This is a genomic window from Gordonia sp. LMA167, assembly GCF_058130025.1.
This window is the reverse complement of the sequence record NZ_CM176708.1, coordinates 1,663,851-1,687,066: the sequence shown is the minus strand read 5'-3', so window position 1 is coordinate 1,687,066 and position 23,216 is coordinate 1,663,851. Positions and strand designations below refer to the sequence as shown.

Sequence of the window (23,216 nt, the reverse complement as noted above, 5' to 3'; positions counted from 1 at the left end):
ACGTTTCACCGTGATACCTCCTGAATCTCCGAAAGGCTCTTCTCGACATGGTGACAGGCCGCCTGATGCGAGGCGAGGTCGGCGCCCTCACCGCCCACGAGGCGCAGTAGGGGAACCTCTGTCCGGCAACGACCCCGACTGTTCTCGTCGATCTCGGCATAGAGCGGACATCGTCCGGCGAATGTGCATCCGGCATACTCCGCCGTCGGCGAGGGTTGTTCGCCGGTCAACACGATCGGCCGCCGATCGCGTTCCAGTACGGGGTCGGGTATCGGTACAGCGGACAGGAGGGATCGGGTGTACGGATGGGCGGGCGCATCGAAGATCTGCTCGGTATCACCGACCTCCACGAAGCCACCCAGATACATCACCGCGACACGATGGGCGATGTGCCGCACCACCGAGAGGTCGTGGGCCACCAGCAGATACGCGATCCCGGACTCCTGTTGAAGGCGTCGGATGAGATTGACGATGTCGGCCTGCACCGAGACGTCGAGCGACGACAGCGGCTCGTCCAGGATCACCAACGCCGGGTTGGTGACCAATGCACGCGCGATCGCGATGCGCTGTCGTTGGCCCCCGGAGAACGCCGTCGGATACCGGTCGGCGTGCGCCGGCTCCAGTCCGACGCGCCGCATGAGTTCGGCGACCCGTTCTGCGACCTCCGACCGTGACATCCCCAGTGCACGTAGCGGTTCGGCGATGACGTCGAAGGCGGTGAACCGCGGGTCGAGGGCACTCGCCGGGTCCTGGAACACCATGGACATGCGGCGGCGTAGGACGCGAGCGGCTCTGCGGCGCATGGTCGCGGGGTCGGTGCCGTCGACTCGGACCACACCCTCGGGTTGGGTGAAGTCCATGAGTTCGCGCAGCGTCGTCGACTTTCCGCTGCCCGACTCCCCGACGATCGCCAGCGTCTCACCGGCGTGGATGTCGAAGGAGACTCCGGTGACGGCGCGCACGGTCCCCACTCGGCGGCGGAGCAGTCCGCTGGTCAGCGGGAACACCTTGTGCAGGTCGCGCACCTGCAACACCGCGCGCCTCGACTCCGGGGAAGCATCTCGGGACGGCTCGGCGCCGACGCTGGAGACCTGCTCGGGCATACGGGGTGCGACGGGGACGACTGGCGGGAAGACCGGGGAACCGTCGATGGTCCGGTCGTCGTCGATCTCGGCGGAGCGCAGGCACGCCGCCGAATGACCGTCGGCGACAGGGTCGAGTGTCGGCTCGCGTTCCTGGCAGTCGTCGATGGCGATCGGACATCGCGGTGCGAACGGACAGGCATCGGGAAGATCGATGAGCAGCGGTGGCACACCGGGGATCGGGGTCAACGCGTCGGTGCGGCGGTCGACCCGGGGCACCGCGCCGAGGAGTCCGATCGTGTACGGCATCCGCGGAGTTGCGTACAGGGCCTCGACACCGGCCTTCTCGACGGCCCGACCGGCGTACATCACCACCACGTCGTCGGCGGTACCGGCGACCATGCCGAGGTCGTGGGTGATGAGCAGCAGGGCCGCACCGGTTTCCCGCCGGGCCCGCCCGAGCACCTCGAGGATCTGGGCCTGGATGGTGACGTCGAGAGCCGTCGTCGGTTCGTCGGCGATGATGACGGCCGGGTCGTTGGCGATGGCCATCGCGATCATCACCCGCTGCCGCATCCCGCCGGACAGCTCGTGGGGGTATGCCCGCGCCCGTCGAGACGGGTCGGGGATGCCCACCAGTTCGAGTAGTTCAGCAGCCCGCTCGGAAGCCTGCCTTTTCGGGATGTCCTGATGTGCGAGAAGCGCTTCGACGATCTGATCGCCGACGGTGAAGACCGGGGTGAGCGACGAGAGTGGGTCCTGGAAGATCATCGCGATCTCGGTGCCGCGCACCGCCGACATCTCCTTGTCATCGAGACCGATCAGTTCGCGACCTCCAAGTCGCACCGACCCCGACATCCGTGCGGTATCCGGCAGCAGTCCGAGGACACCGAGTGCGGTCACCGACTTCCCGCTGCCGGATTCGCCGACGATGGCGGTCGCCGACCCCGGCGCGAGGTCGAACGAAACGCCCCGGACCGCGTGCACGCGTCCCGCCTCACTGCCGAACTCGACGTCGAGGTCGCGAACCGAGAGAACGGGTTCGACGTGATTCACGCGTGCCCTCCCGCCGTCGACGTCGGGTCCAGCGCGTCACGCAATCCGTCGGCGATCAACGCCATCGACACGGTAAGCAGCACCAGGGTGCCGGCGGGGAAGTAGAAGAGCCACGGCGATGAGGTCAGCGTGGCCGTGCCCTCCTGGAGCAACGAACCCAACGAGACGTCGGGGATGGCGACGCCGAACCCGAGAAAGGACAGTCCGGTCTCGGCGAGCACGGTGGCCACCACCCCAAGCGCGAAATTGATCACCAGCAAGGAGGCCAGGTTCGGCACGATGTGCCGGGCGATGATCACCAGCGGCGGCTCACCGAGATACCGCGCAGCGCGGACATAGTCGTTCTCCCGGATGGACTGCGCCATCGAATGGATCACCCGGGCCAGCATCATCCATCCGAACACCGTCAGCACCACGATGAGCCAGCGCCAGTCTCCTCCGGTGCGGCTGGAAATGAGCGCCAGGATCAGAAAGGTCGGCACCACCAGCAGCAGATACAGCAGGGCGAGCACCGCGTTCTGCACCCACCCGCCGAAGTAGGCGGCGGTGGCACCGACAAAAGCGGCGATCGCGGTGGTGGCCAACGACACCGTCAACGCGATGACCAGCGACCGTTGCAGCCCGTGCACCACCTGTGCGTAGAGGTCGTTACCGGCATCGTTGGTGCCGAACCAGTGCTCCGGCGACGGCGGGACGCCGAGGGCGGCGAAATCGACGTCGGAATAGCTGTACTGCGTCAGCAAGCCTCCGAACAGCGCGAAGAGCACCAGCAGCACGAACACGGCAAGACCCCCGAGCGCCGTTCGATTGCGTGCGAATCGGGTGGCGATCAGTCGCATCCGGCCGCGACGTCGGCGGGCGACCGGCACCTCGATGCTCTCCTGGGTGGGGCCGACACCGTCGGCGATCAGGCCACCGGTCTCGCCGACCAACGGAGTGTTCGCGGTCGGTTCGGGCTGGTTCCGATTCGCCGGCCACGCGGGGCGGTTGGGCTCCGGCGGTAGCATCACCACGTCGGCCTCCTTCTCGGTCGCCCGGCCATCATGCGTTCCTCACCCGGACCCGCGGATCGAGGTAGACGACCGCAATATCGGCGAGGATCGCGCCGACCGCCGTCGCCAATGCACCGAACGCCGCGACTGCGACCACGCCGTGTACGTCGTTGGTGTTGATTGAGGTGACGAAGTAGCGGCCCATGCCTTCCCACCCGAAGATCGTCTCGGTGATCACCGCGCCGGTGAACACGGCCGGGATCGCGAAGGCCACGCCGACAGCGACCGGGATGATCGCGGTGCGCAGGGCGTGTCGTCGTACCGCAACCCCGCGGGTGATCCCTTTGGCACGGGCGGTACGGACGTAGTCGGCGTTAATGGTGTCGAGCAGCAACGTGCGTTGCAACATGTGCAGGCCCGCGTAGGACACCACCACCAGCGTGATCGTGGGCAGGATGAGGTGCTGAATTCGGTCGACCAGGACAGGGAAGAAGCCGTGAACATCTACGCTCGACGAGCCCGACACCAGGAACACGGTGTGCCCGACCTGCTGGTTGATGGTGATGCCGATCAGAACCACTGCCAGACCTGCGACCGCCACCGGCACGTTGATCATCACGATCGAGGCGAACTGCCAGGCGCGGTCGGAGAGCCGGTACTGCCGCAACGCCGTGTACACGCCGAGCCCGATACCGATGAGAGTGGAGATCACCGTGGCGCCCGCCAGTAACTGCACCGACGCCACGAGCCGGAACCCGATTTGGGCGTTGACGCTTGTCCCGACGGGTGTCGCGCCCCAATCCCAATGCATCACAACGCCGTCGATCCACGTCCACCAGCGCTGCAGGATCATGGTCTTGTCGTTGAGGTTGTAACCGTCAAGGGTGGCATCGACGACCGCGGGCGGCAGCGGCGGTTTGCGCTGGGCGTAGTTGGACCGCGGGTCGAGTAACCAGGAGGCAAGGAAAAAGGTCAGATTCGTGGCGAGGAACACCAAGACTGCCCACGCAGCGATGCGTTTGCACAGGTAACCGATCACCTACGACCTCTGACTCGAGCTTGGAACGTCGCATCATTGTGTCAGCGAAGCCCTCGATCCGCCGGGTTCCACGCGCGGATCGATCAACCCGGCGATAATTCGGGGCATGGCGTGGAACTACTTGATGGACATGGACGGTGTGCTGGTTCGGGAGGAACACCTGATCCCCGGCGCCGACGCGTTCCTCACCGAACTCCGGGAGAACGAGATCCCGTTCATCGTGTTGACCAACAACTCGATCCGAACTCCGCGCGATCTCCGGGCACGTCTGCTGCGCACCGGGCTCGACATCCCGGAAGAGGCGATCTGGACGTCGGCGCTGGCCACCGCCCGTTTCCTGGACTCCCAACGTCCTGGCGGATCCGCCTACGTCGTCGGCGAGTCGGGACTGACGACAGCCCTGCACGAGATCGGCTACGTGATCACCGACTCGGCGCCGGACTATGTGGTCCTCGGCGAGACGCGGACCTATTCGTTCGAGGCGATAACGACTGCGATCCGACTCGTCGAACTCGGTGCGCGCTTCATCGCGACCAACCCGGACGCGACCGGGCCGTCGGCAGGTGGTTCGTTGCCGGCGACGGGTGCGGTCGCGGCGCTCATCACCCGGGCGACCGGTCGCGAACCGTATTACGTCGGAAAACCCAATCCGCTGATGATGCGGTCGGCGCTCCGGCAGATCGGGGTGCATTCGGAGCACACCCTGATGATCGGCGACCGAATGGACACTGACGTCATCTCCGGAATGGAAGCGGGACTGGAAACCATCCTCGTCCTGTCCGGCATCTCCACGTCGGAATCGGTGGAGCTGTTCCCCTACCGCCCCACCAAGGTGATCGCGTCGGTGGCCGACCTGGTCGGCCACACCACCGACCCCTTCACGGGCTAGCTCCGACCCGCACGGTCGCCACCGCACTCAGCACGGTCGCTCACCACACCCACCAGGGTCGCTCACCGCCCCCAAGCGCGCCACCGCGGTCGACACCGCACCCAAGCGCGCCACCGCGCCCAGCACGGCGGCCGAGAGAACCCGAAATTTCTTCGACAGCACCCTCCCAACAACCAAACAGCACCCTCTCCACCAGGGGAGAGGGTGCTGTCGGTGAAATTCCGGGTTCTCTCGGCGCGAAAGGGAACTCCGCTCTGCGCGCGAAAGGGAGTTCCGCTCTCGCCGCGAAAGGGAGTTCCGCTGCCCGCGCGAACGGAAACCGCCGAAACGAAACCTAGCTCAGCGCCTTGGCCTTCAGCGCATCGAACTCCTGCTGGGTGATGGCGCCGGAGTCGAGCAGCTGCTTGGCGTCGGAGATCTGCTCGGCCGGGCTCTTCGGCGTTGCCACCGACTGGATATAGCTGTCGGTCGCCGCCTTGGCCTCCTGGACCGCTTCTGCCTGGCGGTCAGCCATTCCGCGGCCCTTGACGAGCAGGTAGACCAGGGCCGTGAGATACGGGATGAGGATCAGGAAGACAATCCAGACGGCCTTGATCCAGCCGGAGGTCTTGTCACGGAACAGATCGATGATGATGTGCCAGAGAACGATGAGGTAGGCGACGAACGCGAAGATGACGATCGTGTACCAGATGAAGTCCCAGAACGAATCCCACATGGGGACACTCCTTACCTAAGAGGTCGAGGTCCGACGCCCGTCGTCGGTGCGTTCCATAGCTTCTCACATCGCCACTACCACAGCGCGCATTGACCGGTATTTGCTTTCGAGATGATCCGCTTCTGCGCGAACGATGTCGACATCTTCGCCTGGCTAACGGCTCGTGCGCGTGGACTTCTCAGCGGCGGCTGAGGGACAGCAGGAAATCACCCGCCCCGTCGGTCCACGTCTGCTCGACGGTCAGGCCCGCCGCCGAGAGGTCGCCGGCGAGATCGGCCTGGTCGAACTTGGTGCTGATCTCGGTGAGAACCTCGGCGCCACGCGGCAATCGCCACCTCCGCTCGAGCTTCTCGAAATAGACGTCGATGTCGCGGCGCACCCGCAACCACATCTCGATCCGGTGGCGAGCCGGATTCCATCGTGCGATGTGGTCGAAGTCGTCGACGTAGAGCCCGTGGGCATCAAGACCGGTACGCAGCACCTCGATCATGTTGCGGTTGAAATCCGCGGTCACCCCGGCCTTGTCGTTGTAGGCCGCTACCAGACGTCCCGTGTCCTTGACAAGATCTGCGCCGAGCAGGAAGTAATCCCCGGGATCGAGCGCCTTCGAGAGTCGACTCAAGAATGCCGCACGCTGGGTGTCGTCGAAGTTGCCGATCGTACCGCCGAGGAACACCGCGATCCTCGGGCCCGCAGACGGTGGCAACGTCAGTTCGTCGGCCGTGAAATCGGCCACCGCGGGCGCGACCTCGATCCCCGGGTAATCCGTGGCCAATTCGTCCGCCGACGATTCCAGGATCTCGACGCTCACGTCGAGTGGGACATAGGTGAACGACCGACCGCCGGCGGCGGCACGATCGGCAAACGCCTGCAACAGGAGTCGGGTCTTGGTCGAGGTCCCGGAGCCGAATTCGACCATCGTCGCAGCATCCGTGGCCGCGGCGATATCTCCGGCACGGGCGTGCAGGATCTCGGTCTCCCGTCGGGTCGGGTAGTACTCCGGGAGCCGGGTGATCTCGTCGAAGAGCCGACTGCCGCGCTCGTCGTACAGCCATTTCGTCGGCAGCGTCGGCGGATTGGACCACAATCCGGATGCGGCATCCGCTGCGAGCGGATTCTCGATGCCGAGGGTCATCGCGCCAACCGCAGACCGGAGAAGGCCCAGCGGGCCTGCGCGGGAAAGAAGTTGCGATACGTCTCGCGCTCGTGCCCTGGCGGCGTGACTGCGCTGGCACCTCGCAGGACGTGCTGATCAGACATGAACTTGCCGTTGTATTCACCGACCGCACCGTTGGCGGGAACGAAGCCCGGGTACGGCAGATACGCGCTGGACGTCCATTCCCAGACGTCGCCGATCATCGTCTCACCGGCCCGACCCGGATGGCAGCGCGCCGGGTCGAGTAGCTGTCCGCGCGTCGACCCTCCGGTCACCGCCGCGGCCTCCCATTCGAATTCGGTGGGGAGCCGGGCGCCTGCCCATCGGGCATATGCGTCGGCCTCATAAAACGAGACATGCACGACCGGCTCGTCGAGGACCAGCCGGCGCCGTCCCGACAGCGTGAACGTCGTCCACTCACCGTCCGTGAACTTCCAGTAACCCGGTGCCTGCCAACCTGTTTGGGTGATCTGCGCCCAACCGTCGGAGAGCCAGAGCTCCGGACGCCGGTAACCACCGTCGGCGATGAACTCGAGCCATTCCGCGTTGGTGACCGCACGTTCGGCGATCTCGAAGTCCTCCAGGAAGACCCGGTGACGCGGGCCCTCGTTGTCGTAGGAAAACCCACTCCCGGCGCCGATCACACCCGGCCCGCTCGCTACGCTCCCGGCGCCGATCACACCCGGCCCGCTCGCTACGCTCCCGGCGCCGATCACACCCGGCCCGCTCGCTACGCTCCCGGCGCCGATCACACCCGGCCCGCTCGCTACGCTCCCGGCGCCGATCACACCCGGCCCGCTCGCTAAGCTCCCGGCGCCGATCTCCGTGATCCCACCGGCCATCGATCGCCAGGTCATCGGCTCTCGCGCCCCGGTTTCGTCGAACTCCCGGTCGACGTAGACGGGATCGAAGGCGTGCGTCGAGAACAGGTGCTTGATGTCCATCAGGAGCAGTTCCTGATGCTGTTGTTCATGATTGCAGCCGAGTTCCACGAGCGCGAGTGCGTCATCGTCGAGCGCGCCGCGCTCGAGCATGTCGACCATCGCGCTGTCCACGTACTCGCGGTAGTGCCCGATGTCGGCGACGCCCGGACGGGTCACCAAACCACGTTCGGGCCGTGGATGCCGGGCACCCACCGCCTCGTAATAGCTGTTGAACAGGTAGCGGTAGGTGTCGTCGTAGACCACGTAGTTCGGATCACCGCGCAGGATGAACTCCTCGAAGAACCAGGTGACATGGGCCCGATGCCACTTCGCCGGACTCGCGTCGGTCATGGACTGCGGCGTCTGATCCTCGGCGGACAGATTCGCGGCCAGGGTGTCGGTCAAGGCTCTCACGTCGAGAAACCTGCGGGCGTGCGACGACGTGACCTCGCTCGACGCAGTGCGATTGGTGATGCTCACCGGTACCTCCCGTTTCGGTGCGAACCGGCGCTGGACCGGACGGACGGGCAACCCTGGCATCCATCGTTACCAGCCTCACGACGGCTGTCAACGAACTCATTCGCCGACGCCCATCGGGGCAGGTTGAGCGGATACATCGGGCAGCGCCCACCATGCAATCACACGCCTATGACATTTTTGATCGCACCGAATCCGTGCGCCGTCGACACGCGCCACGCCCATCCGTCAACCACTGGTTGACGCACCTAGATCGTCAACTTATGGTTGACGCATGACCCAACCGAAGATCCTGAAGCAGGTCCGCCTCGACGACCTCATCGCCGGCATCCGTTCCGTCCACGACGATCCGCTCGAGCAACTCTCCGACGCGGTCGTCGCGGCCGAGCACCTGGGTGAGGTCGCCGATCACCTCATCGGCCACTTCGTCGATCAAGCCCGTCGTGCCGGAGCGTCGTGGACCGACATCGGCGCGAGCATGGGCGTCAGCAAGCAGGCCGCGCAGAAGCGATTCGTCCCGCGTACGCCGGCCACGAATCCCGACAGGTCACTCGACCAGGAAGCGAACCCGTTCGCCCGGTTCACACCTCGTGCCCGCAACGTGATCGTCGAGGCACACAACCTCGCTGTCGCCGACTCCAGCGAGTTCGTCACACCGGAACACCTCGCCCGCGGGCTGTCGGTGGCCCCCGAATCCGTCGCCGACCTCGCATTGCGCGCCCAGGGAATCGAACTCTCCGCCCTTGTGCAGGCGTGCACCACCGATCGACCCGGGCAATCCGCGGGCGACGACACGTCCGACAAGACCGTTGTCCCCTACGACGATCGGGCTCGGGCGATCCTCGAGGCCACGGTGACGACGGCGGTGCAGATGGGTCACAACTTCGTCGGTACCGAGCATCTGCTGCTCGCGCTGTTCACCGACGCCACCATGTCGGCGATCCTGCAGTCACTCGGGGCCGACGCCGACGCGTCGCGCTCCCACATCACCGAGACCCTGACGCAGCTGAAGCACTGACCCCATCCGCGCGGGTTTTCCTCGTGCTCAGTCCCGCTCGCCGTCGGCGTCCTCGGACTCCTCGACCTGGTCGACGTCGATGTAGTGCACGGCAGCCTCCTCCGCCGAGGCACCCGCGCCGTCGATTCCCGCGTCGACGGCCACCGCGTCCGACTCCTCGTCGATCCCACTGCCCTCGTCGGGCGCGATCAGACGGCCGGCTCTGCCGTTGCCCGCCTGATCGGCCTCGTCATAGTCGTCGTCGTGGTCGGATTCATGTGAGCGCCAATCCCTTTCGATGTCATCGAGCGGGTCGGTCGCGCCCACGTCGGCTTCTTCCTCGGCGAGCCGCTCGTCGAGTGTCTCGCGCTCACGTTGCTCCTGCGCCGTCAGTCCGTGGCGGGCTCCGCTGGGCCGGTGATCGGGCGGCGAATATCCCTCGTCGAGGACGTCTTCGACGCCGCGATCGTCGAGCGTGTCCTCCGGCTGGAGCTGGTCATCGTCGTCGAGGCTGTATTCGCCGTCGGAACCTTCGGGGGTGCTGCCGATGTCACTCACGACTCCCACGATGCCAGCCCGAACTGACCGAAACCAGGTGATCGCCGGACCCGAAGCGCCCCAACGGCGGACTCTGGGCACAATTCGTCATCTCTTGACGCGACGCGGAGCTCGAAACACTGTTGACCTCGGGCTGTGTTCCGTATCCTCCGTGCCATGACAACTCCGCCCGATCCACGCAATTCCGGCACGCCCGAACCCGACGACGGCGCCGGCGCCGGCGCCTCGCCCGGGCAGACCCCGGACCCAGCGACCGGTGGCAGCCAGCCACCGTCGTATCCGCCACCCGGTTCCACCCCGCCGCCACCGGGGAACTACCCGCCGCCGGGAGGCTCGTACCCGCCGCCGTCGACCCCACCGCCCGGGTCCTACCCACCCCCGTCGGGACCACCGCCGTCGTATCCGCCGCCCGCCGGCCCGCCGTCGGGAGGTGCCTATCCCCCGCCGCCGTCAGGTGGCTACGGTGCACCTCCCGGTGGCTATCCGCCACCCCAGGGCGGCGGCTACGGACCTCCCCAGGGCGGGTACGGCCCTCCCCCAACCGGTTACGGCGCTCCCGACCCTTACGGTGCGGGTGGCTACGGGGCACAGACGGCCGCACAGTTCTCGGTGGGCGACGCCATCAGCTACGGATGGAACCGGTTCAAGGACAACGCACTGTCGTGGATCCTGATCTTGCTGACCGGATTCGTGGTCACCGGGGTCATCAACGCCATCGGCCGCGCGTTCGACAACGGCGACGCCTGGTACCTCGGCGCGATCATCGGGATCATCGGAACCGTTGTCGGCTGGATTTTCCAGGCGGTCTATGTCCGCGGTGCCCTGGATGAGGTCTCGGGCCAGAAGCCGCAATACGGCGCGTTCTTCAACCTCACCAACTACGGCGCCATCATCCTCACCGCGTTCCTGGTCGCCATCGGCACCATTCTCGGGCTCATCCTGATCATCATCGGCGCCATCGTCTTCGCGTTCTTCGCGTGGTACTCGATGACGTTCGTGGTCGATCGGGACGCCGATCCGATCGAGGCGATCAAGTCGAGCTTCTCGCTGGTCAGCAAGAACGCAGGCCAGCTCCTGCTGCTCGCCCTCGCCAATGTCGGGTTGTTGATCCTGGGGGCGTTGCTGTGCGGCGTCGGCCTGTTGGTCACCGTCCCGATCGTGATCATCGGCAGCACCTACGCGTACCGTTTCCTGACCGGCGGGCAGATCGCGCCGGTGGGTGCGGCCGCACCGATGGCACCGCCGCCGTATCCGCCGAACCAGCAGTACTGACCGGTACCGATACCGACCCACGTGTCGCGGGTGGTTTTCTACAGGAAACCACCCGCGACACGCCCGTCTCCGCGACAATTGAGACATGCTCTCCGAGATGCAAGACGAGGCCGAAGCACTGTTGTCGGCCGGCGAGTATTCGCATGCGCTCGCCGAATTCTCGGTTCTGCGTGAGATCCGATCACGCCGCGAGGGACCGTATTCCGTCATGTACCTGTCGAATCTGCACGACTGCGTTCGGTGCATGTCGCATCTGCAGCTGTGGGCCGACTCGACCCCGCTGTGCCGGGAGCTGCACGGCAAATACGTTCGCACCCACGGACGGTCACAGTCCGACACCGTCGACGTCGCCAAGCACTGGGCGTGGGCACTGGTCCATCTACACGACTATCCGCCGGCAGTGCGGCTGTACCTGATGACTGCTGACGCACTATGGGACGACGACCCGGTCCAGGCGCGCCGGCTGCTCGGTGCCGCCGTCGCCCATCGCACCGAGGTGGACCCCGTCACGATGATGGGATCCGATGCGGCCCTGATCGACAACGCCCGGCTGACGCACAGCCATGACGTCCTCGTCGCGCTCAATCAGCTGATCGAACGACTGCCCGCGAACATGCAGACCGCGCAGGCGTCGGTGACCATCGACGGACTCGATCTGACCTGACCAGAGTGAGCGAGGGGCACGCACGCGACCCCGTAGGTCCTCAACCGACGAATCTTGGCGACGGAACGAACTTCACGCCATCGGGTCGAGGCTCGAAACGAGACCCCTCCCCCACTCCATCTGCGCCCTGAGCCCTCCGAGATTGCGCGTCACCCTCCGCTCCCTGAGCCCTCCGAGCTTGCGCGTCACCCTCCGCTCCCTGAGCCCTCCGAGCTTGCGCGTCACCCTCCGCTCCCTGAGGAGCCTCCGAGCTTGCGAGGATGCGTCACGAAGGGCCCCTTCGTGACGCATCGCTCGTTCCTCGCGAGGCTCCTCAGGGAGCGGGCGGAGTGTTCTCGTTCGTCGTCACGGCTCCTCAGGGAGCGGGTGGCGTGTTCTCGTTCGTCGTCACGGCTCCTCAGGGAGCGGGCGGAGTGTTCTCGTTCCTCGCGAGGCTCCTCAGGGAGCGGGCGGAGTGTTCTCGTTCCTCGCGAGGCTCCTCAGGGAGCGGGCGGAGTGTTCTCGTTCCTCGCGAGGCTCCTCAGGGAGCGGGCGGAGTGTTCTCGTTCGTCGCCAGGGCTCCTCGGGGAGCGGAGGATGACGCGCACGCTCGCAGGCTCCTCAGGGAGCGAGTGGAAAGCATCCTCGCAGGCTCACTCCCCAACTCAGGGACCGGGCCGAGGCCTCAGACGAAGGTTTCGTCGACCTTCTTGGGCAACGTCAGCAGCGTCACGACACTGATGATGATCAGCATGATCGCGGCGATGATCAGGAACGTCGCCAGGGCGAGTCCGGGAATCACCATCATCACGATGCCGGCGATGATGGAGACGACGCCGGACAGCAGGAGCAGCCACCTCGGTGTGTGCAACGATCCGGAGACCGCACGTGAGAGATCGGCGACGCCCTGGAAGATCCAGCCGATTCCGATGAAGATCGCGAGAAAGACCACGGACTCTTCAGGATTGAACAGCGCGATGATTCCCGCGGCCAGGATCAGGGCACCGATGAGTCCGAGTGCGAAGCGCCAGCCGCCGGACAACAATGACGACGCAAAAGCCTCGTAGAGCCGGAACAATCCGGCGACGATCAGAGAGATGCCGAACAGGACTCCGATGACCAGCAGTGTCGCAGTGGGCCAGACGAGGGCGATGATGCCCAGAACGATTCCGACGATGGAGGTCACGATCATCGACATCCGGACCGCGGCCACCAGCTCGTTCGGAATCTGTCTTGCGTAATCTGCAATTGTCATGGACGAAGATTAGTACGTGTCGAACGGTTCGACACCACATTCTCTTGTCGAACAGAAGGGAAATTCGTGTCGCCGATCGCATTCTTCTCGCACGATTCGGAGGCCACGGATTCCCTTGGTGCACCGGCCGGCGACGACTTGTACACACCGACTCGCTATGCGGCGAGCCTCTGGGCGCCCGGCACGCTGCACGGCCCGGCCGTCTGTGCGATCGCCGCCCGGACGGCGGAGCGGGACTTCACGATCCCCGGTTTCCGTCCGGCGCGCTACACCATCGACCTGTTCAAGGTCGCCCGTGATGTCCCGACCACCACACGTGGACGGCTCGTGCGCGACGGCGGCCGGATCAAGGTGGTCGAGGTCGATGTCGTCCAGTTCTCCGAAGGCGCCGAGGTCCTCGTCGCGCGCAGCACCACGGTGTTCGTCAAGGAGACCAGCAACCCACCCGGCGAGCGCTGGGTGCGGTCGCCGGAGATGATCCGGTTCCGACCGCCCGAGACCGACGACGACGACCCGTTTCCCTGGTACGGCGCCGCCGCGGCGAACGGCGAGATCACCTGGAGCCAGGACATGGGATCGCATCAAGATGCCGGCCGCAAATGGCTGTGGACACGGGCGGTTTCCACCGTGACCGGTGAACGCCCCACCCCGTTCGAACGGTCGGTGATCAGCGGGGAATCGACCAGTCTGGTGTGCAATTGGGGTAGCGAAGGTATCGCATTCATCAACTGCGATCTGACCGTCGCGCTCTCGCGCCTGCCGGTGGGGCCTCGGATCGGTGTCGAGGCGGCCAGCCACGTCGAGGTCGACGGCATCTCCACGAGCACCGCCAACCTGTACGACGTCGACGGACAATTCGGGGTGGGTATCGTCACCGGCGTCAACAATGCCACCGCCGCCATCGATTTCACCGCCGTCAACACCGGCGACCGCTACAGTGAGGCCTGATCGCCGACGTCACACCTCCATCTCTCTCAGGTCTTGATAAGGTCACGCGCATGACGCGGCGCACAGGACGATGGAGGACGGCCCTAGCGATCTCGGCACTCGCCACGACCCTCACCGCGGGTCTGGCGGCGGCGCCCTCGGCGGAGGGCGCGCCGGTGGCCGCGGCCAACGGTCGGATCGTTGCTCGACTCACGGGTCCCGGATCGATCAACGACACCTTCGGCCGGTACAACATCGTCGGGACCGACCTGGGGGTCCTCTGGGACAACGGTCACGGCGAGATCATGGCCGCGTTCGGCGACACCCAGACCTTCAACGGTTGGTCGCTGCTCTACGGCCAGCTCTGGTACTGGCGTTCGAATGTCCTGCTGCGCAGCACCGACCGCAATCTCGCCGACGGCATGTCGTTCACCGGCCACGCCGGTCCGCCGGGGCACGCCAAGCGTCTCCTCAAGCCGGACCTGCGCAAGGAGATCACCATCATCCCGACCGCGGGTATCGCGGCCAACGGCAAGCAGTACATGAACGTCATGTCCGTCAAGCACTGGGGATCGCCGGGCATCTGGTACACGAATTGGTCCGGGCTGGTGGTCTCGAACAACAACGGCGGCAGTTGGCACGCGGTCAATGCCTTCCGATCGAACGGCGGCGGCAACCACAAGTTCCAGATGTCGGCATACCTCAAGGTCGGCGACACCATCTACACCTACGGCACACCGGATGGCCGCTGGGGCGCGGTGTACCTCGCCCGCGTCAACGCGAAGGACATCGAGCACCTCGGCAAGTACGAGTACTTCTCGTGGGGTCACTGGGTGCGCAACAATCCCGATTCGGCCACGCCGGTGATGTCGGCGCCGACCGGCGAACTGTCGGTCGCATGGAACGACTACCTCGGCAAGTACATCTCGCTCGGCCAGAACGACACCGGGGTCGTCCTGCGTACCGCCGACAACCCCTGGGGGCCGTGGTCGTCAGGTGAGAACGTGGTGCCGGCCAACGATCCGTACTCCGGCTATGCGCCGTTCATCCACCCGTGGTCGCGGGGCAGCAGCCTCTATTTCACCTATTCGATCTCGGCGGGCTATCAGGTCTACCTGATGCGGGTGCCGCTGCGTCAGCCCTGATGTGGCCATGACCCTGGTCTGAAGAGGCCCGACACGCGTTTGTCTGCGTGTCGGGCCTCTGCTTTCGGCGGCTCAGCGGCGCATGATCTGGTTCATCTCGTCGATCTCGGCCTGCTGGGCGGCCTTGATCCGCTCCGCGAGTTCGCGCGAGGGCCCGTCGATGCCCGACGCGAGTTCCTCGTCGGCCATCTCCACCGCGCCCTGGTGGTGACGGATCATCCCCTCGAGCCACAACCGATCGAACTCTGCTCCGCGCGCGCCACTCAACGCGGTCATTTCCGCGGGGGTCATCATGCCCGACATGTCGTGATCGGAGTCGGTGCCGGACATGTGGCCCCCGGCCATGTGACCGGCACTCGCGGTGACACCCCAGTCGTCGAGTCGGGCCGTCATCTCGTCGATCTCCGGTTTCTGCGCGGCAGAGATCCGGGCGGCCAGATCACGGACGGCCGGCGTGGTGGTTCGGGCCGCAACCAGATCGGACATCATGAGTGCCTGCGTGTGATGCGGGATCATGTTCTGGTTGAAGGCGATGTCGGCATCGTTGTGCGTACCCGGCTGTGCCGTCGCGCTGTCCATCGACACAGAGGTCGTCGTGACCGCCGGAGGTGTGGACGACGCCGAGGGGTCGTCGGGCGTCGAGCAGGCCGCGACCGCCACGGTGGTGACGATGGCGACCGAGCATGCGAGAATCTGTCGTTTCATTTGATGGTGATCCTTTGCAGAAGTGAAGGATCCACTCACACCCGAGACTCCCGGGCCGAGTGGATAGAACGGCGGACCGGATCAGACGTCCGGCTGGCGCCGAGTCAGCAGCGGATCACCTGCAGTTGGAGATGTGTCGGCATCGCCCACGGAGGCGGGCGCCCGGAGCGGTTGATCAATCGCGCGCGGATCGACCGCAACAGCGGCGGGATGGGAAATCCCCAGGCGAGAACCAGTACGGCGAGTGCGATGACGACGGGGTCGTCGGCTCGTAGGAACACACACGGATGCTCGTGCAGGTCACAGTCACCCGACGAATGCATCGACGGACCGTCGATCGTGTCGCGCGCCGAGTCCATCACGGCCATCGATACGTGCTCGGCGCCCGCACTGTGGTGACGTTCGGTCATCCCGTGGGCGATCACCGAGTGCATGAGCACGATCGCGAAGGCCACGCACACGAGCAGGCCACGGCGCAGTGTCCCCCGACTCGGTCGGCGCGCTCGCACGGTCCGCACGGCCGCGAGCCTACCCGGAGACGGGCGAATCGGACCGCGCCGGATCGGGGGCGTCATCGGGGTCGTCGAGCTGTTTGCGCCGCTCCTGACGCGGAATCAGCCACTTCTTGTCGACGATGTGCGCGACGAAGATCACGAAGGCCGCCAGCGCCCACCCGAGCAGGATGTCGAAGACGTAGTGCTCGGCGGTGTAGACGAGCGTGAACGCCATGGCGACGGCGTATCCCAGGAACAGGGTTCGGCCGAGTGCCTTGACCCGCGGCCACATGAACAAGGCGAGCAGCATGGTCAGGCCCGCGTGCAACGACGGGATCGCGGCGACGAGGTTGGCCTTGCCCTGACCGACCTCGACGAGCGTGGAGGCCGCGTGGATGTTGAGGAAGTTCCACCCACGTGCGGAGATCCGCTCGACATACGGTGCGGCGTCCGGGTTGGTCGGAGTGACCTCACCGAGGATGCCGCCACCCGGCGCGATTTCGTTGGCCATGCAGGCCGGCTCGCGCGGATGATCGACGACCTGCTCGGCGGTGCACCGTGCCGCGGCCCACGGCGGCGCGGCCGGCACCAGGGTGTAGCCGACCAGCGCCAGGAACGTCGTCGCGACGAAGCACGCGGCGTAACGTCGCCACGCGGACCGGTCCCGAAGCCACAGCACGGCCGCGGCGGCGTACGGGATGATGAAGTACGACATGTAGATGACGCTGGTGATGACCTCCCACCAGGGCGGGGAGGGCTCCTTGATGTGTTCCTGCAGCCAGACCGTCGGGTTGACGCCGAACATCAGATGATCGACGTCCGGCGCGAGGTGCCATTGGGTCGGCATGTCGACGATCCGTGCGACGTCACGCGTCCAGTCGTAGAGCAGCAGGATCAACGCGAACGGGAGCCAGTCGATGATGACGGTCAGCGCCCGCCGACGCCCGATCGTGGCCGCGAGCATGCCCAGGCACAGAAAGATGATCAGACGAGTGCGGTCGAACGCGAGTCCCTCGGTGAAGATCTCGACGAGCATGAACAGCAGCCAGGCCGCGATCGCGCCTCGCCGAACCCAGGTGTAGTCGCGGGGATTGTCGGGCAGTTCGTTCGCCGCCGCGGCGCCGACGTCGTCGATCAGCGGTTCGACGCCGCCTCCGGCGGACCGGGAGCGCGCAGGTTCGTCCCCGGTCGGGACGTCAACCGCGTCGTCAATGCTCACCGTGATTCCTGCCCACCCACGCCCCGGCGGGGCACCCTGCACGTCACTTTGCGTAAGCCTAGTGATCACCGGACGTTGGCGAACCGGTAAACCGCCGTACAACTGCAGGCGACTTCAGGATTTCCCCTAGGATGGTGACCGGTATCACATCCGTGGGGAGGACTTCCGTGCCCGACCGTTACCTGCGATACGGCGACCAGCGCTACATCATCACCAAGGAGGCGGAGGCCCGTCTCAACCGCGCTCTCGACTCGGTGTACTCCGAGGGCAGCCGCGGTCATGAGTGGCTGCAGCTCTATCACGGCAGCGAGGCCCCGTGCCGGCTGCTCATCGCGACCGGCGTCCCGATCACCATCGAGACGGTGCCAGGCGTCGACGACTGACACCGCGGACATCGCGCGCATCGTCGGCCACTATCGTTGAGCCATGCGCATCGGAGCACATCTGCGTGAGGACACCGATCCCCTGACCACCGCGAGCGAACTCGGCATCGACGTGTTCCAGATGTTCGTCACCGACCCCCAGGGCTGGAAGAAGCCGGTACCGCGGCCCGACGCGGCAGCGATCCGCGACTCCGAGGTCGACGTCGTCGTGCACTCGAGCTATCAGATCAACGTCGCGAGCCTGAACAACCGTCTACGGATGCCCTCGCGCAAGGCGGTCGAGCAACAGGCCACCGCTGCCGCCGAACTCGGCGCGTTCGGTCTGGTCGTGCACGGTGGGCATCTGCGCGACGGTGAGGACGCGAAAGAGGGATTCGCCAACTGGCGCAAACTCTTCGACCGCCAGGTCGACAAGGGCGGCTTCGGCGTCCCGATCCTGATCGAGAACACCGCGGGCGGAGACCACGCGATGGCCCGCACTCTGGAGGCGATCGACCGGCTGTGGGAATCGGTCGGCGACTTCGAGCAGGCAGGCTTCTGCCTGGACACCTGCCATGCGTGGGCCGGTGGGGAGGATCTCGTCGGCCTGGTCGAACGCGTCAAGGGCATCACGGGCCGCATCGACCTGATCCACCTCAACAACTCTCGCGACGAGTTCGACTCCGGACGCGATCGGCACGCCAACCTGGCCGACGGACACATCGACCCGGACGTGCTCGTCGCCGTGGCCGCCGCCGCGGATGCGCCGGTCATCCTGGAGACCCCGGCCGAGGGAATCCCGGCGGATCTGTCGTATCTGCGCGACGCGCTGTAGAAGACGCACCCCGGTCTGAACCCTGCCGGTCTGAACCCTGCCGGTCTGAACCCTGCCGGTCTGAAACCCGCCCCTGAAACCCACCCGCACCGCGGGTGACGTCGGCGTATCGCCTACAGCGCCTCTCACACGGGCGGTTTTCAGGCTCGATTCGAGATCACACTTCGTGCAATTGCCCTGTTGCAACGTTCGCGGTATTCTGTTGTTACCGGCGAGTAACTTACCCTCGTGCCAAGACTCGTAGCCCACCCAGCGTCAGACAAGGAACTTTCATGGGCCATTACAAGAGCAACATGCGTGACCTGCACTTCAACCTGTTCGAGATGTACAACCTCGACAAGGTTCTCGAAGAAGGGGACTTCGGCGACCTCGACCACGAGACCGCCGTCGACATGCTCCGTGAGGTGAAGGCACTGGCCGAGGGACCCATCGCGGAGTCGTTCGCCGAGGCCGACCGCAACCCGCCGGTGTTCGACCCGGAGACCCACAGCGTCACCGTCCCGGAGGCCTTCACCAAGTCCTACAACGCGCTCGTCGAGGGCGGCTGGGACAAGATCGGTGTCGACGAGGCGCTCGGCGGCCTGCCCGCACCCCGTTCGCTCTACTGGGCCATCGGCGAGATGATCCTGGGCGCCAATCCGCCGGTGTTCATGTACGCCGCCGGTTCCGGTTTCGCCAACATCTTCTTCGACAACGGCACCGACGAGCAGAAGAAGTGGGCCGCCATCTGCTCCGAGCGCGGCTGGGGCGCAACGATGGTGCTCACCGAGCCCGACGCCGGTTCCGACGTCGGTGCCGCCCGCACCAAGGCAGTCAAGCAGGAAGACGGCACCTGGCACATCGACGGCGTGAAGCGCTTCATCACGTCGGCCGATCAGGACATGACCGAGAACATCTTCCACCTGGTGCTGGCGCGCCCCGAGGGCGCGAAGCCGGGCACCAAGGGCCTGTCGCTGTTCTTCGTGCCGAAGTTCCACTTCGATCACGAGACCGGCGAATTGGGCGAGCGCAACGGCGTTTTCGTCACCAACGTCGAGCACAAGATGGGCATCAAGTCGTCGGCCACCTGTGAGCTGAGCTTCGGCCAGCACGGCACCCCGGCGGTCGGCTGGCTCGTCGGCGAGGTGCACGACGGCATCGCGCAGATGTTCGACGTCATCGAGCACGCCCGAATGATGGTGGGCACCAAGGCGATCTCGACCCTGTCGACCGGTTACCTCAACGCTCTGGACTACGCCAAGGAGCGGGTGCAGGGCGCCGACATGACCCAGATGACCGACAAGGCAGCGCCGCGCGTCACCATCACCCACCACCCGGATGTGCGTCGTTCGCTGATGACCCAGAAGGCCTACGCCGAGGGTCTGCGAGCGATCTACCTCTACACCGCATCGCATCAGGATGCCGTTGCCGCACAGATCGTCTCGGGTGCCGACGCGGAGTTGGCCCACAAGGTCAACGACCTGCTGTTGCCGATCGTGAAGGGCGTCGGTTCCGAGCGGGCCTACAGCGTCCTCTCCCACGAATCGCTGCAGACCCTGGGCGGCTCGGGCTTCCTGCAGGACTACCCGATCGAGCAGTACATCCGTGACTCCAAGATCGACTCGCTCTACGAGGGCACCACGGCCATCCAGGCGCAGGACTTCTTCTTCCGCAAGATCATCCGCGACAAGGGGCAGGCCTTCGCGCACGTCGCCGGCGAGATCCAGAAGTTCCTGGACTCCGAGGGCGGCAACGGTCGACTGAAGTCGGAGCGCGCGCTGCTCAAGACCGCGATGGATGACGTGCAGAACATGACGGCCACCCTGACCGGGTTCCTGATGAACGCGCAGGAGAACCCGAAGGATCTGTACAAGGTCGGCCTCGGGTCGGTTCGTTTCCTGCTCGCGGTCGGCGACCTGCTCATCGGCTGGCTGCTGCTGCGTCAGGCCGAGGTGGCGCTCGCCGCTCTCGATTCCGGTGTCTCCGATGACGACAAGGCCTTCTACGAGGGCAAGGTCGCCGTGGCGAGCTTCTTCGCGAAGACCAACCTGCCGTTGCTGACCGCCGTCCGCGGCACCGTGGAGAACATCGATGCCGACGTCATGGAGGTCGACGAAGCGGTGTTCTGACGGCCGCGCCTGACGCCTCACCGAGTCTCACTCTGCTCTTCCCCCGGGTATCGCCAGACTCTCCACAAGCTCGTGGAGAGGGAACTGATACCCGGGGGAAGAACTGTTTTCGGGGTCGGACGGGCACCGCGGCGGGTAACCTCCGTAGTGGCCCACGAGAGGATCAGCGATGTTCGCTGCGCTCGCCCGTGTCGTCGTCGCCCATCCCTGGCGGGTGGCCGGCGTATGGGTGATCGCTGCCCTCGCGATCATCCTGTTCTCCCCCAACCTGTCCGACCACACGACGGGCAACCAGCAGGACTTCCTGCCGTCGTCCTTCGAGTCCGTGGACGCCCAGAACATCGGGAACGAGTACTTCCCGGCGACGGCCGGGGCCACCGGAACCGTGGTGGTCTCCCGCAAGGACGGCGGACAGCTCACCCCCACCGACCAGCAGACCGCGCTGGGGCTCGCGACCACCCTGCAGAACGACAAGATCGCCGGCGTCACCACGGTCTCCGCAGGGCCGCAATCGGTCTCACCCGACGACAAGGTGGTGGCCATCCAGGTCGCCTTCGCGGGCCAGCCGGGTGAACCCGATGTGAACGACGCCGTGCCCGCGGTTCGCGACGCTGCGGCCTCCGCACTGGAGAACACCGACCTCACCTCGGGATTGACCGGCAACGCAGCGATCCTGGTGGACAGCAACGCCGCCTACAACAAGGCCGAGCGCATCATCTCGATCGCGACCGTCATCGTCATCCTGACCACCCTCGGCATCCTGTTCCGCAGCCCGTTGATCGCGATTCTCCCGGTCATCGTGATCGGTGTCGTCTTCCTCGCCGTGCGCGGCGCCACAGCCTGGGCCACCCAGATCTTCGACTTCGAGGTCAGCACCACCCTCGACGCCATCCTGGTGGTGGTCCTGTTCGGTGTCGGTACCGACTACACCGTGTTCCTGCTGTTCCGATATCGCGAACACCTGCGGGACGGCGAGGGACGCCTCGACGGGCTCGTCGCGGCGACGGGCGCGGTGGGCCGGGTGATCGCGTCGTCGGCGCTCACCGTCATCGGCGCATTCGCGGCCTTGTTCTTCGCGAGGCTCGGATCGCTGAACTCGTTGGCACCCGGCCTGATCATCGCCGTGGCCGTCATGCTGATCACCGCGCTGACCCTCATCCCCGCCGTCATCGCGATCCTCTCCAAGGTCATGTTCTGGCCGCTCGGGCCGGGACGTGAGCCCCGACGATCGGCGTTCGGCGCCCTCGGCCGGGGCGTCGCGCATCGTCCGGTGATCACGGCGGTGGCCATCGCCATCCTGCTCATCGTCCTCGCGGTCTTCAGCTCCGGCTACAAGGCCACCTACGACACGCTCGGTGAGATGCCGTCGGACACTCCGTCGCAGCAGGCGTTCGACACGCTCGCCGCGTCGATGCCACCAGGCGATCTGAGTCCCACCCAGGTGTACGTCAAGACGTCCGGACCCATTCCACAGAACGAATTGGCCACGCTCACCACCAATCTCGAGGGTGTGGCCGGTGTCGCTGCGGTGACCCCGCCACGACTCAGCTCCGACGGCACGGCCGCCGTGGTCAACGTCGTCCTCGACGAGTCGCCGTTCGCCACCGGCTCGCTCGACACCATCGACGACTCGATCCGCCCCGTCGCGCATGAATCCGTACCGGGTGCGGTGGTCGCCGTCGGCGGGCAGACCGCGACCCTGGCAGACGTACGTTCGCAACTGCACTCCGACACCCGACATGTGTTCCCGGTGGCGGTGGTGATCGTGTGGGTGATCCTCGGCGCCCTGTTGCTGGCGCTGCTCGCACCGTTGAACCTGATCGTCAGCGTATTCGTCACGTTCGCCGCGACCCTCGGCGCGCTCGTGATCGTGTTCCAGTATCTCCTCGACTACGTGGGCATCGACTTCTCCACACCGATCGTGCTCTACCTGTTCGTCGTGGCGATCGGCACCGACTACAACATCCTGATGGCCGAGCGCGTCCGCGAGGAGTTCGTCGCCGGCGAGTCACCGCGCGACGCGGCCCGGATCGCGATCACGAAGAACGGTCAGACCGCCGCGGCTGCCGGAGTGATCCTCGCCCTGACGTTCGCCTCCCTTACGCTGACCGGACTGAAGAACCTCGAGGAGCTCGGCGCCGGTGTCGCGATCGGCGTGCTGCTGGCGTCGTGTGTGATGGCCCCGATGCTCGTACCGGCGTTGTCGATCATCCAGCGCGGGGCGTTCTGGTGGCCGACGCGACAGTCTGCGACCGGGACCGAGACCGCCGAATCCGAGGCCGCACACGGCGGACAAGCCTGATCCGACATCCGGTGAACCCCAATCACGTGGTTCGCATGAGAATGAGGTGAGCGAGAAGAGGTCCC

Annotated in this window: 21 protein-coding genes; 10 read left to right on the top strand and 11 right to left on the bottom strand. The window is 65.9% G+C overall.

Features of this window, described 5'->3' with window-relative positions; all coding sequences use genetic code 11:
- Positions 1-5: 5 nt before the first annotated feature.
- From ACVT6V_RS07560 to ACVT6V_RS07550, 3 genes are read right to left on the bottom strand one after another with little or no spacing between them, the layout of a single operon-like run.
- Positions 6-2,138, bottom strand: a complete 2,133-nt coding sequence (locus tag ACVT6V_RS07560; RefSeq protein ID WP_489899188.1) for a dipeptide ABC transporter ATP-binding protein — start codon at positions 2,136-2,138, stop codon at positions 6-8.
- A complete protein-coding gene (locus tag ACVT6V_RS07555) occupies positions 2,135-3,151 on the bottom strand; it encodes an ABC transporter permease (RefSeq protein ID WP_489899187.1) in 1,017 nt (338 codons plus the stop codon). Before ACVT6V_RS07555 ends, ACVT6V_RS07560 begins: the two co-directional genes overlap by 4 nt.
- Positions 3,152-3,179: 28 nt before the next feature.
- Complete coding sequence (locus ACVT6V_RS07550) at positions 3,180-4,169, bottom strand: ABC transporter permease (protein WP_489899186.1); 990 nt, start codon at positions 4,167-4,169, stop codon at positions 3,180-3,182.
- 106 nt (positions 4,170-4,275) lie between these two features.
- On the opposite strand from ACVT6V_RS07550, the gene ACVT6V_RS07545 reads away from it, so the two are divergent.
- On the top strand, positions 4,276-5,058 hold the full coding sequence (locus tag ACVT6V_RS07545; RefSeq protein WP_489899185.1) for an HAD-IIA family hydrolase: 783 nt from the start codon (positions 4,276-4,278) through the stop codon (positions 5,056-5,058).
- Between the two features lie 334 nt (positions 5,059-5,392).
- On the opposite strand, the gene ACVT6V_RS07540 is transcribed toward ACVT6V_RS07545, so the two are convergent.
- The 3 genes from ACVT6V_RS07540 to egtB all read right to left on the bottom strand — a co-directional run bounded on the left by ACVT6V_RS07540 (position 5,393) and on the right by egtB (position 8,332).
- On the bottom strand, positions 5,393-5,773 hold the full coding sequence (locus ACVT6V_RS07540; protein ID WP_489899184.1) for an SHOCT domain-containing protein: 381 nt from the start codon (positions 5,771-5,773) through the stop codon (positions 5,393-5,395).
- Between the two features lie 178 nt (positions 5,774-5,951).
- On the bottom strand, positions 5,952-6,908 hold the full coding sequence (gene egtD, locus ACVT6V_RS07535) for an L-histidine N(alpha)-methyltransferase (protein ID WP_489899183.1): 957 nt from the start codon (positions 6,906-6,908) through the stop codon (positions 5,952-5,954).
- Positions 6,905-8,332, bottom strand: a complete 1,428-nt coding sequence (gene egtB, locus ACVT6V_RS07530) for an ergothioneine biosynthesis protein EgtB (protein WP_489899182.1) — start codon at positions 8,330-8,332, stop codon at positions 6,905-6,907. The genes egtD and egtB overlap by 4 nt, the downstream gene beginning before the upstream one ends.
- A gap of 271 nt (positions 8,333-8,603) precedes the next feature.
- Here egtB and ACVT6V_RS07525 point away from each other — a divergent pair, with 271 nt between their 5' ends.
- A complete protein-coding gene (locus ACVT6V_RS07525) occupies positions 8,604-9,347 on the top strand; it encodes a Clp protease N-terminal domain-containing protein (protein ID WP_489899181.1) in 744 nt (247 codons plus the stop codon).
- A gap of 27 nt (positions 9,348-9,374) precedes the next feature.
- Here ACVT6V_RS07525 and ACVT6V_RS07520 read toward each other — a convergent pair whose 3' ends face one another.
- Entirely contained in the window at positions 9,375-9,884 is a 510-nt protein-coding gene (locus ACVT6V_RS07520) for a DUF5709 domain-containing protein (RefSeq protein ID WP_489899180.1), read from the bottom strand.
- A 156-nt stretch (positions 9,885-10,040) separates the two neighbouring features.
- On the opposite strand from ACVT6V_RS07520, the gene ACVT6V_RS07515 reads away from it, so the two are divergent.
- Positions 10,041-11,156, top strand: a complete 1,116-nt coding sequence (locus ACVT6V_RS07515; RefSeq protein WP_489899179.1) for a DUF2189 domain-containing protein — start codon at positions 10,041-10,043, stop codon at positions 11,154-11,156.
- Positions 11,157-11,241: 85 nt separating this feature from the next.
- The gene (locus tag ACVT6V_RS07510; protein ID WP_489899178.1) at positions 11,242-11,820 is read left to right on the top strand and encodes a hypothetical protein; all 579 of its coding nucleotides are present in this window, start codon (positions 11,242-11,244) and stop codon (positions 11,818-11,820) included.
- A 664-nt stretch (positions 11,821-12,484) separates the two neighbouring features.
- Here the strand turns inward: ACVT6V_RS07510 and ACVT6V_RS07505 are convergent.
- Positions 12,485-13,054 carry an HdeD family acid-resistance protein gene (locus ACVT6V_RS07505; protein ID WP_489899177.1) on the bottom strand — a complete coding sequence of 190 codons (570 nt, stop codon included), beginning with the start codon at positions 13,052-13,054 and terminating at the stop codon, positions 12,485-12,487.
- A 66-nt stretch (positions 13,055-13,120) separates the two neighbouring features.
- Here ACVT6V_RS07505 and ACVT6V_RS07500 point away from each other — a divergent pair, with 66 nt between their 5' ends.
- The gene (locus ACVT6V_RS07500) at positions 13,121-14,002 is read left to right on the top strand and encodes an acyl-CoA thioesterase domain-containing protein (protein WP_489899176.1); all 882 of its coding nucleotides are present in this window, start codon (positions 13,121-13,123) and stop codon (positions 14,000-14,002) included.
- 50 nt (positions 14,003-14,052) lie between these two features.
- Complete coding sequence (locus tag ACVT6V_RS07495) at positions 14,053-15,126, top strand: glycoside hydrolase family 183 protein (protein WP_489899175.1); 1,074 nt, start codon at positions 14,053-14,055, stop codon at positions 15,124-15,126.
- 72 nt (positions 15,127-15,198) lie between these two features.
- Here ACVT6V_RS07495 and ACVT6V_RS07490 read toward each other — a convergent pair whose 3' ends face one another.
- From ACVT6V_RS07490 to ACVT6V_RS07480, 3 genes are all read right to left on the bottom strand, one after another.
- On the bottom strand, positions 15,199-15,831 hold the full coding sequence (locus ACVT6V_RS07490; RefSeq protein ID WP_489899174.1) for a DUF305 domain-containing protein: 633 nt from the start codon (positions 15,829-15,831) through the stop codon (positions 15,199-15,201).
- 104 nt (positions 15,832-15,935) lie between these two features.
- The gene (locus ACVT6V_RS07485) at positions 15,936-16,349 is read right to left on the bottom strand and encodes a hypothetical protein (protein WP_489899173.1); all 414 of its coding nucleotides are present in this window, start codon (positions 16,347-16,349) and stop codon (positions 15,936-15,938) included.
- 10 nt (positions 16,350-16,359) lie between these two features.
- Positions 16,360-17,544 carry a phosphatase PAP2 family protein gene (locus ACVT6V_RS07480; RefSeq protein WP_489899172.1) on the bottom strand — a complete coding sequence of 395 codons (1,185 nt, stop codon included), beginning with the start codon at positions 17,542-17,544 and terminating at the stop codon, positions 16,360-16,362.
- 167 nt (positions 17,545-17,711) lie between these two features.
- Here ACVT6V_RS07480 and ACVT6V_RS07475 point away from each other — a divergent pair, with 167 nt between their 5' ends.
- The 4 genes from ACVT6V_RS07475 (at position 17,712) to ACVT6V_RS07460 (ending at position 23,151) form a co-directional block, all read left to right on the top strand.
- Positions 17,712-17,927: a hypothetical protein gene (locus tag ACVT6V_RS07475; protein WP_489899171.1), complete on the top strand. Its 216-nt coding sequence runs from the start codon at positions 17,712-17,714 to the stop codon at positions 17,925-17,927.
- 43 nt (positions 17,928-17,970) lie between these two features.
- Positions 17,971-18,741 (top strand): deoxyribonuclease IV, encoded by a 771-nt coding sequence (locus tag ACVT6V_RS07470; protein WP_489899170.1) that lies wholly within the window; start codon positions 17,971-17,973, stop codon positions 18,739-18,741.
- A 272-nt stretch (positions 18,742-19,013) separates the two neighbouring features.
- Positions 19,014-20,849 carry an acyl-CoA dehydrogenase gene (locus ACVT6V_RS07465; RefSeq protein WP_489899169.1) on the top strand — a complete coding sequence of 612 codons (1,836 nt, stop codon included), beginning with the start codon at positions 19,014-19,016 and terminating at the stop codon, positions 20,847-20,849.
- A gap of 169 nt (positions 20,850-21,018) precedes the next feature.
- Complete coding sequence (locus tag ACVT6V_RS07460; protein WP_489899168.1) at positions 21,019-23,151, top strand: MMPL family transporter; 2,133 nt, start codon at positions 21,019-21,021, stop codon at positions 23,149-23,151.
- Positions 23,152-23,216 lie beyond the last annotated feature (65 nt).

Bases quoted from the DNA above. Each gene is read 5' to 3' on its own strand.
- ACVT6V_RS07545 (WP_489899185.1), top strand. From the start codon at position 4,276: ATGGCGTGGAACTACTTGATGGACATGGACGGTGTGCTGGTTCGGGAG.
- ACVT6V_RS07540 (WP_489899184.1), bottom strand. From the start codon at position 5,773: ATGTGGGATTCGTTCTGGGACTTCATCTGGTACACGATCGTCATCTTC.
- egtD (WP_489899183.1), bottom strand. From the start codon at position 6,908: ATGACCCTCGGCATCGAGAATCCGCTCGCAGCGGATGCCGCATCCGGA.
- ACVT6V_RS07525 (WP_489899181.1), top strand. From the start codon at position 8,604: ATGACCCAACCGAAGATCCTGAAGCAGGTCCGCCTCGACGACCTCATC.
- ACVT6V_RS07515 (WP_489899179.1), top strand. From the start codon at position 10,041: ATGACAACTCCGCCCGATCCACGCAATTCCGGCACGCCCGAACCCGAC.
- ACVT6V_RS07510 (WP_489899178.1), top strand. From the start codon at position 11,242: ATGCTCTCCGAGATGCAAGACGAGGCCGAAGCACTGTTGTCGGCCGGC.
- ACVT6V_RS07505 (WP_489899177.1), bottom strand. From the start codon at position 13,054: ATGACAATTGCAGATTACGCAAGACAGATTCCGAACGAGCTGGTGGCC.
- ACVT6V_RS07495 (WP_489899175.1), top strand. From the start codon at position 14,053: ATGACGCGGCGCACAGGACGATGGAGGACGGCCCTAGCGATCTCGGCA.
- ACVT6V_RS07490 (WP_489899174.1), bottom strand. From the start codon at position 15,831: ATGAAACGACAGATTCTCGCATGCTCGGTCGCCATCGTCACCACCGTG.
- ACVT6V_RS07470 (WP_489899170.1), top strand. From the start codon at position 17,971: ATGCGCATCGGAGCACATCTGCGTGAGGACACCGATCCCCTGACCACC.
- ACVT6V_RS07465 (WP_489899169.1), top strand. From the start codon at position 19,014: ATGGGCCATTACAAGAGCAACATGCGTGACCTGCACTTCAACCTGTTC.
- ACVT6V_RS07460 (WP_489899168.1), top strand. From the start codon at position 21,019: ATGTTCGCTGCGCTCGCCCGTGTCGTCGTCGCCCATCCCTGGCGGGTG.